Genomic DNA, 15,930 nt, shown 5'->3' on the forward strand with positions numbered 1-15,930 from the left:
ATTTCTTAAAATGAAAATCTGCTTAGTTTCCAATACCTCATGGTCCCTTTTTAATTTCCGTCATGGTCTTATCCAACGGCTAATTCTTGACGGCCATAGCATTTTTATTATTGCCCCCCACGACAATTACTCTGAAAAATTGAAAATGATGGGTTGCACCATGATCGATGTCACCTTATCGGCAAAGGGTGTCAATCCGATTTCAGATGGAAAACTGATTTACTCCCTTTACCGTCTTTACAAAAATATTGCTCCTGATTTTATTATTCATTACACAATCAAGCCCAATATATATGGGTCCATTGCATCATTTTTTTCCCAAAAGCCTTGTATTGCAATTACTACGGGTCTTGGTTACACTTTCGTCGAAAAAAACTGGATCGCTTTTATTGCCAAGTGTTTATATAAAATAGCATTTCGTTGGCCCAAAGAAGTGTGGTTTTTAAACGAGGATGACAAGCACGTTTTTTTGTCACATAATTTAGTTAAGAAAGAACAGGCTGTATTGCTCCATGGCGAGGGGGTTAATATGAATTTTTTTGCCCCTCAACCGAAAACTGCAACTGACAAAAAAATTCGGTTTTTATTAATCTCTCGCATGCTTTGGGACAAAGGAGTAGGTGAATTTGTTCAAACGGCTAAAGCGCTAACTAAATTATATCCGCATGCACAATTTCAGCTTTTAGGCCCTTGCGATGTACAAAACCCAAGTGCTATCCCAAAGTCACTTATTTCTGAATGGGCACAAGAGGGCTCTATCGAATATCTAGGCATAACTGACGATGTGCGACCATTTATTTCGCAAGCTGATTGCATTGTGCTGCCGTCCTTTTATCGAGAAGGGATTCCAAGAACTCTGATGGAAGCAGCCGCAATGGGAAAGCCTTTGATCACAACAGACAACGTAGGCTGTCGTGATCTAGTAATTGAAGGAAAAACTGGGTTTCTTTGCAAAATTAAAGACGTTGACTCGCTTGTAAAGTGTTGTGTTAACATGCTAGAGCTGAGTGATGGGGAGAGATCGGCAATGGGCCAAGCAGGAAGAGACTTTATGGCAGCTTCGTTTAGCGAAGTGCATATTATAAATCAGTATATAGCTCTTTTAAAGAAATATACAACGTAAGCATAATGTCTTGATGCCCGATTTTAGGAAATCTTTATCATGATACCCGTTATTCTTGCTGGTGGTTATGGAACACGCTTGTGGCCACTTTCTCGTGCTAGCTTTCCGAAACAGTTCCTTTCCCTGACCAGCTCGCAATCGATGCTTCAAGCAACCCATTCTCGTCTGTCAGGCGTTTCGCAATGTATGAAGCCTATTGTTGTTTGTAATGAAGAACATCGCTTTATTGTTGCGGAGCAATTGAGACAGATAAATGTTGAGCCAAGTTCTATAATATTAGAGCCTGTTGGTCGTAATACAGCCCCAGCGATTGCTATTGCTGCTTTAAATGCCCTGCAGCTATATGATGACCCCATTTTACTAGTTTTACCCGCTGATCATGTCATCGCCGACACTGCGGCTTTTCACCATGCTATTTCAATTGCCCAGCCAGCCGTCGAAGCAGGGAAACTTGTTACCTTCGGTATTGTTCCTAATAAGCCGGAAATTGGCTATGGTTATATTAAATTTTCGAAAACACATCGCCGCCCATCTAACGACCACACCGTAACTTCCATTTTTCCAATTGAAGAGTTCATTGAAAAGCCTAACAAAGAAAGGGCTCAGCAATATATTGATAATGGAAATTACCTATGGAATAGCGGAATGTTTATGTTCCGCGCATCTGTTTTTATTGATGAGCTGAATAAATACTCTGGTGATATTCTCGCAGCTTGCCGATTGTCAATGGAAAATCCACAACAGGATTTTGATTTTTTACGACCTGACCCAGTTGCCTTTTCAAACTGCCCGCCAAACTCTATTGATTATGCCGTTATGGAAAAAACAGAGTTGGCAGTTGTCGTACCTTTGGATGCTGGCTGGAGCGACGTTGGATCATGGAGTGCTCTGTGGGAGGTTTCAGAGCAAGATGACTCAAACAATGTAAATATCGGTGACACCATCACAGTTGATAGTAAGAACTGCTATTTGAATAGTGCCGCCAACCGCCTGATTGCTACAGTAGGCATTGATGACTTGATTGTAATCGATACCGCAGATGCGGTTCTCGTGGCAAAAAAAGATCAAGTACAGAATGTAAAAGATATTGTAGAAAAACTAAAATCTGAGCAGCGGCCAGAAGCGCATCAGCATCGTATGATTTATCGACCATGGGGGCATTATGACAGTATCGACTCTGGCCATCGTTATCAGGTGAAGCGTATTACCGTAAATCCAGGAGCAAAGTTGTCTGTCCAAATGCATCACCATCGTGCAGAACACTGGGTTGTCGTGTCAGGGACAGCTAGAGTGTTGAATGGTGATAAAGAGACTCTGCTGACAGAAAATCAATCTGTTTATATTCCCGTTGGAGTTGTACATGCTCTTGAGAACCCAGGAAAAGTTCCTCTTGAATTGATTGAAGTCCAATCTGGTAGCTATCTTGGGGAAGATGATATCGTCCGTTTTGAGGATAGGTATGGTCGCTGCTAACCTTACTTCACATGAAAGCAGTTTTCTTCCTGTCTGCGATTTTATGCAGATTGTGAAATTTGCCCCCTTAATTTCAATTGATTTTATTATTGAGAATAATAATGGCAACTTACTTTTAGGTTTAAGGAAGAACCAACCTGCAGCTGGATTTTGGTTTGTGCCTGGAGGGCGTGTTCGAAAAAATGAGTCTCTTGACAATGCCTTTTATCGATTATTTCAAGAAGAACTAGGTTTTTCCTTTAATCGAAGTGACGCAGAAGCCTTTGGGGTTTGGGAACACTTCTACGACACTAATGCATACTGCGGAGATGAATTCAGCACACACTATATTGTTTTGGCTTACAAAATAAAATTTTCAACTAGTTTTGGCTTAGAGCGTTTGCCTTATAGTCAACACACTCAATATAAATGGGCAACTGCATCAGATATTTGCACAGACCCTAGCGTACATAAAAACACCCAAGCTTACTTTTCCTAATTTCAGCCAACCGCAGATAATAATATCTGCGGTTGTTGCTTCTAATTCTTCAAAGGCTGAGATAATTTAGAATACTGTCGGCTGCCTGCCTTCCTTCAAATACCGCTCTCACCACTAAGTCAGCCCCACGTACCATATCCCCCCCAGAGAAGACCTTAGGGCTGCTAGTCTGATATGGATATCTATCCTGTTCTGAAACTATGACTCGGTTGTTGCTAGTAACCCCAATCCCCTGAGCGGTAAACCAAGCCGCAGCCTCTACCTGAAAGCCAAAAGCTATAATCACGCAATCACACTCCAAACTCTCTTCACTTCCCGGAATGAGCTCCACTGTCCGGCGCCCCTTACTATCTGGCTCTCCTAAACGAGTGGCCATTAAATTCACGACTAGAGCATCCGTCGAGCACTGTAAAATGGCAGTGGGTTGCCGATTCCAACTGAACTCAACGCCCTCTTCCTTCGCATTCGCCACCTCGCGCTTGGAGCCTGGCATATTCGCCTCATCGCGCCTATAGGCGCAAATCACGCTTTTCGCGCCCTGGCGTATCGCGGTGCGATTGCAGTCCATCGCGGTATCTCCTCCGCCCAATACCACAACGCGCTTGCCATGCATCGTGATCGGCTCTTCGCCATCCGGCAGCGTGCCCAGTCCTTGGCGCACATTATTGATCAAGTAAGGCAGGGCTTCCAACACTCCGGGCAAATCCTCTCCAGGAAAGCCGCCCTTCATATACTTGTATGCGCCCATGCCCATGAAGATGGCGTCGTATTGTTCCAGCAACTCTTCTATCGGGACATCCTTGCCGATCTCGGTGTTGAGCACAAACTCCACCCCCATGCCCTCCATGATCTCGCGGCGGCGCTTGATCACGGATTTTTCCAGCTTGAACTCCGGAATACCAAAGGTCAGCAGGCCGCCAATCTCCTCGTAGCGGTCAAACACCACCGCCTTGACGCCATTGCGCACCAGCACGTCGGCACAGGCCAGGCCGGCCGGGCCGGCGCCGATTACTGCGACTTTCTTGTCCGTCCACACCACCTTGGACATATCCGGCCGCCAACCAGCTTTGAAGGCCTCGTCGGTAATGTATTTCTCGATGCTGCCGATGGAAACCGCGCCGAAGCCGCCCTGGTTCAGGGTGCACGCGCCTTCGCACAGACGGTCCTGCGGGCAGACCCGGCCGCAGATTTCCGGCAGGCTATTGGTTTTGTGCGACATTTCCGCCGCCTCGAACAGACGCCCCTCTTCCACCAACTTCAGCCAGTTGGGGATGTAGTTGTGCACCGGGCACTCCCATTCGCAGTACGGGTTGCCACAGGACAAGCAGCGGCCGGCCTGGTCGGCCGCGTCCACGCTGTGCAACGGCTGATAGATTTCTTTGAATTCGATCTTGCGCACCGAGGCGTCCACCTTGTCGCCGGGGTTGCGCGAAAGCTTCATGAATTGGAAAACATCGCTCATGGTTGTTTCCTGTCTTGCTGGGCCCGTCGCCCGCTGGCGCCCGGGTTTTGAATGAGGTATCGGCGGAACGGCACCAGGGCCGCCCGCCTTGCGCGTCTTAGTCCTTGAGCAGGCTGTCGAGCTTGGCCGCCTTGGGTTTGACCAGCCAGAAGTAATCGACGTAATCGTCGAAGTTCTCCAGCATCGCTTTGGCCGTCTCGGAACCGGTCAACTCAACGTGCTTGGCGATTTTCTCCAATAGATAGGCGCGATACATGCCCATGGCTTCGCCGTTGATCAGGTGGATGTCGATCAGCTCGTTGTTGTAGCGATAAGCGAATTTCTCATTCGGGTCGTAGACGAAGGCGAAGCCGCCGGTCATGCCGGCGCCGAAGTTGTAGCCGGTTTCGCCCAGCACGATGACGCTGCCGCCGGTCATGTATTCGCAGCAATGGTCGCCGGCGCCTTCGATGACGGCCAGCGCGCCGGAGTTGCGCACGCCGAAACGCTCGCCCGCCACGCCCGCGGCGAACAACTGGCCGCCGGTAGCCCCATACAGACAGGTATTGCCGATGATGATGGACTCGCCCGCCCGGTATCCCGCGTTCTTGGGCGGATAGATGGTCACCCGGCCGCCGGCCATGCCCTTGCCCACATAGTCGTTGGCGTCGCCTTCCAGTTCCAGATGCAGACCGGACGCGTTCCATACGCCGAAACTTTGCCCGGCGCTGCCGCTGAACTTGATCTTAAGACAGCCGAATGGCAGGCCCGCCGCGCCGTGCACGCGGGCGATCTCGCCGGACAGGCGTGCGCCGATGGAGCGGTAGGTATTCTCGATCGGATAGCTCAGCTCCAACATCTGTTTATTGTGGATGGCGGACAAGGCGTCCTGCAGAATGGCTTCCGCCAGCTCGCCCTTGTCGAAGGAGGGATTGCTGGCGCTGACGCAGAAACGCGGCTCGCTATCCGGCACCCGGCCTTGCGACAGCAGCGGCGACAGGTCCAGCCTCTGCTGCTTGTCGGTGTCGCCAGCCGTCAGGCTCAGCAGGTCCATCCGGCCGATCAGTTGCTCCATATTGCGCACCCCCAGCTTGGCCATCCACTCGCGGGTTTCGCGCGCGATGAACAGGAAGTAGTTCATCACCATTTCCGGCAAGCCGGTGAAGTACTTGGAGCGCAGCTTGATTTCCTGAGTGGCCACGCCGGTGGCGCAGTTGTTCAGATGGCAGATGCGCAGGTATTTGCAACCCAACGCCACCATGGGGCCGGTGCCGAAGCCAAAGCTCTCCGCGCCCATCATCGCCGCCTTGATCACGTCCAGGCCGGTCTTCAAACCGCCGTCGGTCTGCACCCGCACCCGGCCGCGCAGGCCGTTGGCGCGCAGCACCTGCTGGGCTTCGGACAGGCCCAGCTCCCATGGGGAGCCGGCGTATTTGACCGAGGTCAGCGGCGAGGCGCCGGTGCCGCCGTCGTAGCCGGAGATGGTGATCAGGTCGGCGTAGGCCTTGGCCACGCCGGCGGCGATGGTGCCGACACCGGGTTCGGCCACCAGCTTGACCGACACCAGCGCGGACGGGTTGACCTGCTTGAGGTCGAAAATCAGCTGCGCCAGGTCTTCAATCGAGTAAATGTCATGATGCGGCGGCGGCGAGATCAGGCTGATGCCTTCCTTGGCGTGGCGCAGCCGCGCAATCAGGCCGGACACCTTGTCCCCTGGCAGCTGGCCGCCCTCGCCCGGCTTGGCGCCTTGCGCCACCTTGATCTGCAGCACTTCGGCATTGACCAGGTAATGCGGCGTGACGCCGAAGCGCCCCGAGGCCACCTGCTTGATCTTGGACATCTTCTCGGTGCCGTAGCGCGCGGCGTCTTCGCCGCCCTCGCCGGAGTTGGAACGGCCGCCCAGGCGGTTCATCGCGATCGCCAGCGCTTCATGCGCCTCAGGCGACAAGGCGCCGAGCGACATCCCCGCGGAATCGAAGCGCTTGAGGATGGCTTCTACCGGCTCCACTTCGTCGATGGAGATAGGCTCGCCCAGCGGCTGCACCTGCATCAGGTCGCGCAACATCGCCACCGGGCGCTGGTTCACCGCCTCGGCGTATTGCTGATAGGCCTGGTAATCGTCGTTCTGCACCGCTTTTTGCAGCAGGGTCACCACATCGGGGTTATAGGCGTGGTATTCCTCGCCGTGCACGTACTTGAGCAAGCCGCCCTGGGAGATCGGCCGCATCGGGTTGAAGGCGAAACGCGCCAGCTTGCGCTGATCGTCCTCGAAGTCGGCGAAACCCGCGCCGGATACCCGCGACACCGTGCCCTTCAGGCACAACTCCACCACTTCCTCGTGGATGCCCACCGCTTCGAACAGCTGCGCGCCGCGATAGGAGGCGATGGTGGAAATGCCCATCTTGGACAACACTTTGAGCAAACCCTTGTTGATGCCCTTGCGATAGTGCTGCAAGGCTTCGTTGAGCTTGAGTTTGACCTCGCCGCTCTGCACCAGCTCGATGATGCTTTGATAAGCCAGATAGGGGTATACCGCGGTGGCGCCGTAGCCGATGATGCAGGCCATCTGGTGCGCGTCGCGCACCGTGCCGGTTTCCACCAGGATATTGGTCTTGCAGCGCAAGCCGCTGTCTATCAGCGCGTGGTGCACCGCGCCGGTGGCGAACAGCGCCGGGATGGGCAGGCGCTGAGGCGTCACATGGCGATCGGACAGCACCACGATGACCGTGCCCTCCTTGACCGCGTCCACGACATGTCGGGTCAGCGTCTCCAGCGCCTGGCGCAAGTCGGTTTCGCTGGGGTCGTAGCACAGGTCGAAGGTCGTCGCCTTCAGATAAGGCTCCGGCCGCGTGGTGACGCGGGTGAATTTCTCGTGCGACAGCACCGGGGAGCGCACTTCCAGCCGCTTGGCGTGCTCGGCGCTCTCTTCAAACATATTGCGTTCCGGCCCGAACACCGTGTTCAGCGACATCACCACCGCTTCGCGGATCGGGTCGATAGGCGGGTTGGTCACCTGGGCGAATTGCTGGCGCAGATAGTCGAAGGGCGAGCGCACTTTCCGGCTCAGCACCGCCATCGGCGTATCGTCCCCCATCGAACCCACCGCCTCTTGGCCGTCCTCGGCCAGCACGCGCAGGATTTGGTCTCGCTCTTCAAAGCTGATATTGAATAGCTTCTGCAAACGCGCCAGTTCGTCCTTGGATAAAGGCTCGACACCGGCGTCGTCCTCGATCGACAGCTCCAGGTATTTGGCGCTGTCCTTGATCCATTGCCGATACGGCTTGGCGCTCTTCAATTGGGCGTCGATTTCCTCCGGCAACAAGAGCTCGCCGGTGGCCAAATCCGCGGCGAACAGCTGACCCGGCTTGACCCGGCCCTTGCGCACCACATTTTCGGGCTGGTAGTCCCACACCCCCACTTCGGAGGCAATGGTCAGCACATTGTCCCGGGTCAGCACCCAGCGGGCCGGCCGCAGGCCGTTGCGGTCCAACATGCAGGCGGCGTAGCGGCCGTCGGTGAGCACGATGCCGGCCGGGCCGTCCCACGGCTCCATATGCATGGAGTTGAATTCATAAAAGGCGCGCAAGTCCTTGTCGGTGGAGTCGACGTTCTGCCAGGCCGGCGGCACCAGCAGACGCAGGGCGCGGAACAGCGGAATACCGCCCATCAGCAGGCCTTCCAGCATATTGTCCAGCGACATCGAGTCGGAGCCGTCGGTCTGCACGATGGGACGCACCGCGTCCATGTCCAGATGCGGTGACGCCATGATGCGCTCGCGCGCGCGCGCCCAATGGCGGTTGCCCTGCACGGTGTTGATTTCGCCGTTGTGGGCAAGGAAACGGAAAGGCTGCGCCAGCTTCCATTGCGGCCAGGTATTGGTGGAGAAGCGCTGGTGGAATACGGCCAGGCTGGACTCGAAGCGGGGATCGTTCAAATCCAGGAAGAACTTGGACAGGTTCTCCGGCGTCACCAGGCCTTTGTAGGACAGAGTATGCGGCGACAAGGTCGGCAGATAAAAAAACGGGTCGTCCGCCTTATTGGCTTTCTCAGCCTGGCGACGACCCATGTACAAACGGCGCTGGAACATTAATTCATCCATGCCGAATGGACAGTTAACAAAGACCTGGACCATGGCGGGAAGCGAGGCCAAGGCCGCCTCCCCACAGGCGCTGTCGTCGGTGGGAACCTGTCGGAAACCGGACACCTCCAAACCCTGGGACTCCAGAAACTCGCGCAGGCGGCGCAAACTGCGCTCTCCCTGTTCCGGATCGGGATGGTGGAACACCAGCCCGGCGGCGTACACTGGCTTCAGCGTCAATCCGGCCGCAGCGGCGACTTCGCGCAAAAAACCGTCCGGCTTGCGAAACAACAGGCCGCAGCCGTCGCCGGATTTGCCGTCGGCGGCCACCGCGCCGCGGTGGGTCAATTTGGCCAGCGAGGAGATGGCGGTATCCACCAGCCAGTGACTGGGTTTGTCGTCAAGCTGGGCGATCAAGCCAAAACCGCAGCTATCCTGCTCGAAGTCCGGATGGTACAGGGTGCCCTGTAGCCAGCGTTGTCTGTCCATAGCTTTGTCCTGCTTATAATGTGAAACGAATGTTTCGATTCTAAGGGCAAGGAGCTTGACCCTGCAACCGGTTTTTGTGCACCGCATTAGACGATAAAAATCATCATGTTACGTTGATTTTTTTGATTTTTCGATGTCGAAAAATCGTGTTTTCACGGCGGATTAATTGTGATTTTGTGACGCGAACGTTCAATAAAACGACTGTCAAGCCGCCTTGTCAAGGACATCCAAAATGGCGATTTCAACCAAATTCAGTATATTGTCAAACAATAGCCAAATATAATGCCCATTCTGTCCCCCCACCCCGCCAATCAGGAGCTGATCCGACACCTGGCCGAGCAGGCGTTTTCCCGCTCCGCCGGCGCCCCGCTGGTGGGCGGCAATCAGCTGGAACTGCTCTACGACAGCGTGGAGAACTTCCCGGCTTGGGAACAGGCCATCGCCGACAGCCGGGAATCGATCTTCATCGAGATGTATATCTTCGCCAAGGACGCGTTTGGCCTGCGCATACGGGATCTGCTGATTGAACGCGCGCGCGCCGGAGTGAAGGTCTGCCTGCTTTACGATTGGCTGGGCAGCTGGAAAACGCATCTGGGCAGTTTCTTCAAGCCCTTGCAGGCCGCGGGAGCGGAATTGCGCGCCTACAACCCGCCGTCTCTGACCGCCGGCCTCAGCATGCTGGGGCGCAATCATCGCAAGCTGATCGTGATCGACCGCCGGACCGTCTTCGTGTCCGGCCTGTGCATCAGCTCCAGCTGGGAAGGCCGTCCGGAGCGCGGCCAAGAGCCCTGGCGCGATACCGGCGTCAAATTCAGCGGACCGCTGGCGGCCGACGCGCTGGCGGCCTTCGCCGACAGCTGGGCCAGCTGCGGCGGCCCGCTGTCCGCGGAATGGCTGACGCCGCCGCCATTGGAAAACTGCGGCGCGGTGGCGGCGCGCCTGATCGCCACCACGCCCGCCACCGCGCAAATGATGCGGCTGGACTTGCTGATCGCCTGCTTCGCCCGACGCACCCTGTGGCTGACCGACGCCTACTTCATGGGCACCAGCATGTATCTGACCGCGCTGAAACAGGCCGCGCGAGACGGCGTCGACGTCCGCTTGCTGGTGCCGCGCTCCAGCGACATCGGCTGGATCGCCACGGTGTCGCGTACCCAGTACCGCCCGCTGCTGGAGGCCGGCGTGCGCGTCTTCGAATGGGACGGCCCGATGATCCACGCCAAAACCGCGGTGGCGGACGGCCGCTGGGCGCGCATCGGCTCCACCAACCTCAATCTGTCGAGCTGGCTGGCCAACCGCGAACTGGACGTGGCGGTGGAGGACCAGGCCTTGGCGGAAAAGCTGGCCGAGCGGTTCCTTCAGGATCTGGACCACGCCACCGAAGTGATCCTGGCCGGCCAGCGCCGCCGCCCGACGCTGACCAAGCCGCGGCCCAAGGACTATCACGGCCTGCTGCTGCCGCCGCATACCGCCGCCCTCAGCGGCGCCAGCGCCGCCGCGCGGCAAGCAGCGCGGATCGGCGACGCGCTGGGCGTGGTGGTGCGCGGCACCCGCAATGTCGACGCCAGCGAGGCGTCCGCCTTCCTGACCATAGGCATGGCGCTGCTGATCTTCGCCGGACTGATCGCCTTCTTCCCCTGGCTGGTGGCCGCGCCCTTGCTCTTTTTACTGCTGCTCAGCGGCGGCGCCATCGTCGCCAAGGCTCTGGGCTTGTACTGGGCCAGGCGTGGCAAAAAACAACAGCCTCCGCCGGCCGCGCCGGCTGGCGAGCAAGATGGCTCGCCCCAGGACAAATGCGATTAAAAACAATCCGTTGACTTGGGCTGATGTCCCCAAGACATCGCCGCCGCATCGCGCCTGGCCGCCGTCAGGCGTTTTTTTCGCGGAAAAAATTTTGCTGCGCAACAACATGACAAGCAAAAGGTCTAAAATGCGCGCTTTCTTGGGATGTTCTCCAGGCCGGCAGACGTGCCGCCCGCGCAGACAGCACAGCGCGAGCCGACTACGGACCGCGGCGCAAAGCGCCCTGTTTTTATTCGCGCCTCAAGGCCAGCCTCCATGGCGGCGGCGGACCCCGGTCTGCCCGTGCGTACAGAACTGCGCCCCAACGCGCACCGAGTGACACCGCAAAGGGTTACAGGTGCCCGCGGCTTCGGCCCTCGCCCACGGCGAGCCGACGGCCCATCCGCGTCCCGCCCCCGCGCGTGTCCGAGTTAACAGCAACAAGGACTCAGGTATGCGTTTTCATTTCCCCATCGTGATCATCGACGAGGACTTCCGCTCGGAAAACACCAGCGGCTCCGGCATCCGCGAACTCGCCGCCGCCATGGAGGCGGAAGGCATGAGCGTGATCGGCTACACCAGCTACGGCGACCTGACTTCCTTCGCCCAGCAGCAAAGCCGCGCCGCCGGCTTCATCCTGTCGATAGACGACGAGGAATTCCACACCGAGGACGCGGCGCAGGAAGCGCTGGGCAAGCTCTACGGCTTCGTCGCGGAAATCCGCCGCCGCAATCCGGACATCCCGGTCTATCTATACGGCGAAACCCGCACCGCGCGCCACATTCCCAACGACATCCTGCGCGAGTTGCACGGCTTCATTCACATGCACGAGGACACGCCGGAGTTCGTCGCCCGCCACATCATCCGCGAGGCCAAAAGCTATCTGGACAGCCTGGCGCCGCCGTTTTTCCGCGCGCTGGTGGATTACGCCCACGACGGTTCCTACTCCTGGCACTGCCCCGGCCATTCCGGCGGCGTCGCCTTCCTGAAGAGCCCGGTGGGCCAGATGTTCCACCAGTTCTTCGGCGAAAACATGCTGCGCGCCGACGTCTGCAACGCGGTGGACGAACTGGGCCAGCTGCTGGACCACACCGGCCCCATCGCCGCTTCGGAACGCAATGCCGCGCGCATCTTCAACGCCGACCACCTGTTCTTCGTCACCAACGGCACCTCCACTTCCAACAAAATCGTCTGGCACAGCTGCGTGGCGGCCGGCGACATCGTGCTGGTGGACCGCAACTGCCACAAATCCAATCTGCACGCCATCATGATGACCGGCGCCATCCCGGTGTTCCTGATGCCGACGCGCAACCACTACGGCATCATCGGCCCGATTCCTAAGTCCGAATTCCAGCTCGACAATATCAAGAAGAAAATCCAGGCCAACCCCTTCGCCCGCGAAGCGCTGGCCAAAAACCCGCAAGCCAAGCCCCGCATCCTGACTCTGACCCAGTCCACCTACGACGGCATTATCTACAACGTGGAGGACATCAAGCATCTGCTGGACGGCGAGGTCGATACCCTGCACTTCGACGAAGCCTGGCTGCCGCACGCCGGCTTCCATGACTTCTACGGCGACTTCCACGCCATCGGCGAAGGCCGCCCGCGCTGCAAGGACAGCCTGATCTTCTCCACCCAGTCCACCCACAAACTGCTGGCCGGCATCAGCCAGGCCTCGCAGATCCTGGTACAGGACCCGGAGCAACGCCAGTTGGACACCGCTTGGTTCAACGAAGCCTATCTGATGCACACGTCCACCAGCCCGCAGTACTCCATCATCGCCAGCTGCGATGTGGCGGCGGCGATGATGGAACAGCCGGGCGGACAGGCGCTGGTGGAAGAATCGCTGGTGGAGGCGCTGGACTTCCGCCGCGCCATGCGCAAGGTGGACGAGGAATACGGCCGCGACTGGTGGTTCAGCGTCTGGGGACCTGACGATCTGTCCGACGACGGCATCTGCGACCCGGCCGAATGGCAACTGCGCCCGAACGAGCGCTGGCACGGCTTCGTCGGCATTGAGGACGGCTTCAATATGCTGGACCCGATCAAGGCCACGGTGCTGACTCCGGGCCTGGATGTGGACGGCAGTTTCGAAGAGATGGGCATTCCCGCCGCCATCGTCACCAAGTATCTGACCGAACACGGCGTGGTGGTGGAAAAGACCGGGCTGTACAGCTTCTTCATCATGTTCACCATCGGCATCACCAAGGGCCGCTGGAACACGCTGATCTCCCTGCTGCAGCAATTCAAGGACGACTTCGACAAAAACCAGCCGATGTGGCGGGTGATGCCGGAATTCATCGCCCAGCACCCGCAATACGAGCGCGTCGGCCTGCGCGATCTGTGCCAGCGCATCCATCAGCTCTACAGCAAGCACGATGTGGCCCGCATCACCACCGAGATCTATCTGTCGGAAATGGAGCCGGCGATGCGTCCGGCCGACGCCTTCGCCAAGATGGCCCACCGCGAGATCGAACGCGTGCCGGTGGAGCAACTGGAAGGCCGCGTCACCGCGGTGCTGTTGACGCCCTACCCGCCGGGCATCCCGCTGCTGATTCCCGGCGAGCGCTTCAACAAGACCATCGTCGACTACCTGCGCTTCGCCCAAGACTTCAACCGCGAGCTGCCCGGCTTCGAAACCGATGTGCACGGGCTGGTGGCGACGGAACTGGACGGCCGCAGGGTCTACTGCGTCGACTGCGTGAAATGAGAAAGGGCGGCGGCGCTCCGCCGGCGCGCCGCCGCACAATTTCTACACAATAATCCTTAACACACCAGGCTGGCGCGCTCGCGGCGGCGTGCGATAATCGCCGCCATGATGTCATTGGACCGCCGCTACGCCCTCACCGCCTGGCTCTTGCTCAGCCTGGCGGGTTGCCTATGGCTGGGCTGGCGCCAGTTTGGCGCATTGGAACAGCGCTTCCGCCAGGAATCCTTCATTACCCTGCGCCTGCTGAGCCAGAAAGCTTCGCAACACGATGCGGTGCTGGCCACCCTGGCCGCTTCGGAACAAAGCCGTTTGCCCGCCGACATGCTCAAGCGCCTACAAACCGCCATGCCTCAGCTGAGCGCCATCGGTTTTTGGCGACAACAGCAATGGCATGGCGATCCTAGCGGCCTGCGTCCGCCGCTGGCCTTGCTGTGGCAAGCCCAGCAACAAGGCCAGACCCTGCTCAGCTTCGACGCGCAACAACGCTACTGGCTGCAAAGCCCGGACGGCTGGGCGCTGTTGATCGACCCGTTGCGCATGCTGGTCCAGGCCGAACTGCCCGAGCCGCTGGAAAACATCTCGCTGCAATTGCGCGGCCACCGCATCGAACTGCTGCAACGCAAGGCCGGCGCGTCTGCCAATGATTGGGATCTGAGCCTGGACCGCAAGCTGCCCAGCGCCAGCCAACCCTTCCGCCTGTCCAGCCGCACCGCCTTGAGTTGGGACAGCTTGCCCTGGATGGAAATCCTGCTGTGGAACGCGCTGCTCGCCGCCGTCGCCGTCGCCCTGTACGCCAGGCATAGGCAACGCGCCTCTCAACAGCGCCAGCAACAGCAGGACCGTCTGGCCGCTCAAGCCCGGCTCAATACCCTGAATGAAATGATGGCCGGGCTGGCGCAGGAATTGAATCCGCCGCTGACCGCCATCATCGCCAATACCCGCCAGCTGGAACGGACGCTGGACGAGCCCTCGCAACGCGAAGCCGCGCGCGACACCCTGCTCGCCACCGGCGCGCAAGCGCGCCGCGCCGCGGCCCTGATCAGCCGGCTCAGCCGCCTGCTGGCCCATCCCAAAGCGACGGACACCACGCCGCTGGATCCCGACGCGCTGGTGAACTCATTGCTGTTTCTGCGCCAGGCGGAATTGGCGAACCAGAACATCACCCTGGAATGGAATAATTTAAGCCCGGACGAATGGCCGCGCGCGGAACGCACCGCGCTGGAACAGATTCTGCACAACCTGGTGCAGAACGCCTGCGACGCGCTGCAGGAACAAGGCGGCCGCATTGTGATCAGCGGCGAAAGCGACGGCCACAACTACCGTTTCAAGGTCATAGACAACGGCCCGGGCATTCCCGAAGCCATCCTGCCCAAGATCTTCCTGCCCTTCTTCACCACCCGCTCGCGCGGCATGGGCCTGGGGCTGCCGCTCTGCGAGACCTTGGCGCGGGCCCAAGGCGGCAAGCTGCACGTGCAAAACGCCGCCAACGGCGGCGTCATCGCCCAACTGATACTGCCCTGGGCCAAACGCGGCGCCTGAGGCGGCGCGCGTCAAACCCGTTCAAAAATCTGCTGTGCTTCGGTGAGATGGATGGAGCCGGCCGTTAAAAACAAGCTCACAATGCTCATGAGCGCTCGTACATTTCGCTTGTGTTCTCTTCGCCTCGCCCCTGCCCTCAAGCTTTTGAACAGGCTCTCAGTTCTTGCTCGCCAGCGCCAGCCGCAAAGCCAGCCCGCCGAACACCGAAGCCAGCAGCCATTGCGGCAGCCGGCTGCTCCCCAGCCTGTCGCCAAGCGCGCGTCCGAAACGGCTGGCCGCCAGGATGATCGCCCCATTGATCAGCAGGCCGATCGCGTTCAACAAGGTCGCCAACACCATGATCTGCAGCGAGACCAGCCCCGCTGACGGATGCACGAACTGGGGAAACAAAGCCAGCACGAAGAGCGCCATCTTGGGATTGAGCAGATTGGTGAGCAGGCCCTGGGCCACGATGCGCGGCATAGACTGAGCGCCCGCGGCGCCCGGCACGCTCAACACGCTGCGGCTGCGCAGCGTCGTCCAGGCCAGATAGAACAGATAGGCGGCGCCGGCGATGCGGACCGCATCGTAGGCCAGCGGCGCGTGCACGAACAACTGCGCCAAACCGAAGGCCGCCGCCAGCGCGTGGCAATACGTGCCCAGTTGAATGCCCGCCAGGGTGGCGAAGCCGGCCTTGCGTCCCTGACTGGCGCTGCGGCTGGCGATCAGCAACATATCCGGCCCCGGCGTCGCCGCCAGCGCGACGCAGGCGAGACTGAACAGTAATAGCGTGGACAAATCAGGCATGGCGGACATTCCGGACGAATACAAAGCGATA

The 15,930-nt window shown here is 58.4% G+C and carries 9 protein-coding genes; 6 read left to right on the forward strand and 3 right to left on the reverse strand.

Features of this window, described 5'->3' with window-relative positions:
• Positions 1-10 precede the first annotated feature (10 nt).
• From JC616_RS20015 to JC616_RS20025, 3 genes are read left to right on the forward strand one after another with little or no spacing between them, the layout of a single operon-like run.
• On the forward strand, positions 11-1,123 hold the full coding sequence (locus JC616_RS20015) for a glycosyltransferase family 4 protein (protein ID WP_227104994.1): 1,113 nt from the start codon (positions 11-13) through the stop codon (positions 1,121-1,123).
• A gap of 39 nt (positions 1,124-1,162) precedes the next feature.
• Positions 1,163-2,596: a mannose-1-phosphate guanylyltransferase/mannose-6-phosphate isomerase gene (locus JC616_RS20020; RefSeq protein ID WP_227104996.1), complete on the forward strand. Its 1,434-nt coding sequence runs from the start codon at positions 1,163-1,165 to the stop codon at positions 2,594-2,596.
• Entirely contained in the window at positions 2,583-3,074 is a 492-nt protein-coding gene (locus JC616_RS20025) for a GDP-mannose mannosyl hydrolase (RefSeq protein WP_227104998.1), read from the forward strand. Before JC616_RS20020 ends, JC616_RS20025 begins: the two co-directional genes overlap by 14 nt.
• Before the next feature lie 49 nt (positions 3,075-3,123).
• Here JC616_RS20025 and JC616_RS20030 read toward each other — a convergent pair whose 3' ends face one another.
• Together JC616_RS20030 and gltB are read right to left on the reverse strand one after the other, a co-directional pair.
• Positions 3,124-4,536 carry an FAD-dependent oxidoreductase gene (locus JC616_RS20030; RefSeq protein ID WP_319792908.1) on the reverse strand — a complete coding sequence of 471 codons (1,413 nt, stop codon included), beginning with the start codon at positions 4,534-4,536 and terminating at the stop codon, positions 3,124-3,126.
• Positions 4,537-4,633: 97 nt separating this feature from the next.
• The gene (gene gltB / locus JC616_RS20035) at positions 4,634-9,082 is read right to left on the reverse strand and encodes a glutamate synthase large subunit (RefSeq protein ID WP_227105000.1); all 4,449 of its coding nucleotides are present in this window, start codon (positions 9,080-9,082) and stop codon (positions 4,634-4,636) included.
• Between the two features lie 282 nt (positions 9,083-9,364).
• On the opposite strand from gltB, the gene JC616_RS20040 reads away from it, so the two are divergent.
• The 3 genes from JC616_RS20040 (at position 9,365) to JC616_RS20050 (ending at position 15,113) form a co-directional block, all read left to right on the forward strand.
• Positions 9,365-10,885 carry a phospholipase D-like domain-containing protein gene (locus tag JC616_RS20040; protein ID WP_107800616.1) on the forward strand — a complete coding sequence of 507 codons (1,521 nt, stop codon included), beginning with the start codon at positions 9,365-9,367 and terminating at the stop codon, positions 10,883-10,885.
• Positions 10,886-11,318: 433 nt separating this feature from the next.
• Positions 11,319-13,574, forward strand: a complete 2,256-nt coding sequence (locus tag JC616_RS20045; RefSeq protein WP_107800617.1) for an arginine/lysine/ornithine decarboxylase — start codon at positions 11,319-11,321, stop codon at positions 13,572-13,574.
• A gap of 105 nt (positions 13,575-13,679) precedes the next feature.
• On the forward strand, positions 13,680-15,113 hold the full coding sequence (locus tag JC616_RS20050) for a sensor histidine kinase (RefSeq protein WP_227105002.1): 1,434 nt from the start codon (positions 13,680-13,682) through the stop codon (positions 15,111-15,113).
• A 156-nt stretch (positions 15,114-15,269) separates the two neighbouring features.
• Here JC616_RS20050 and JC616_RS20055 read toward each other — a convergent pair whose 3' ends face one another.
• Positions 15,270-15,899, reverse strand: a complete 630-nt coding sequence (locus JC616_RS20055; protein WP_227105004.1) for a LysE family translocator — start codon at positions 15,897-15,899, stop codon at positions 15,270-15,272.
• Positions 15,900-15,930 lie beyond the last annotated feature (31 nt).

The organism is Chromobacterium rhizoryzae (assembly GCF_020544465.1).
GTDB lineage: Bacteria > Pseudomonadota > Gammaproteobacteria > Burkholderiales > Chromobacteriaceae > Chromobacterium.

Bases quoted from the DNA above. Each gene is read 5' to 3' on its own strand.
- JC616_RS20015 (WP_227104994.1), top strand. From the start codon at position 11: ATGAAAATCTGCTTAGTTTCCAATACCTCATGGTCCCTTTTTAATTTC.
- JC616_RS20020 (WP_227104996.1), top strand. From the start codon at position 1,163: ATGATACCCGTTATTCTTGCTGGTGGTTATGGAACACGCTTGTGGCCA.
- JC616_RS20025 (WP_227104998.1), top strand. From the start codon at position 2,583: ATGGTCGCTGCTAACCTTACTTCACATGAAAGCAGTTTTCTTCCTGTC.
- JC616_RS20030 (WP_319792908.1), bottom strand. From the start codon at position 4,536: ATGAGCGATGTTTTCCAATTCATGAAGCTTTCGCGCAACCCCGGCGAC.
- gltB (WP_227105000.1), bottom strand. From the start codon at position 9,082: ATGGACAGACAACGCTGGCTACAGGGCACCCTGTACCATCCGGACTTC.
- JC616_RS20040 (WP_107800616.1), top strand. From the start codon at position 9,365: ATGCCCATTCTGTCCCCCCACCCCGCCAATCAGGAGCTGATCCGACAC.
- JC616_RS20045 (WP_107800617.1), top strand. From the start codon at position 11,319: ATGCGTTTTCATTTCCCCATCGTGATCATCGACGAGGACTTCCGCTCG.
- JC616_RS20050 (WP_227105002.1), top strand. From the start codon at position 13,680: ATGATGTCATTGGACCGCCGCTACGCCCTCACCGCCTGGCTCTTGCTC.
- JC616_RS20055 (WP_227105004.1), bottom strand. From the start codon at position 15,899: ATGCCTGATTTGTCCACGCTATTACTGTTCAGTCTCGCCTGCGTCGCG.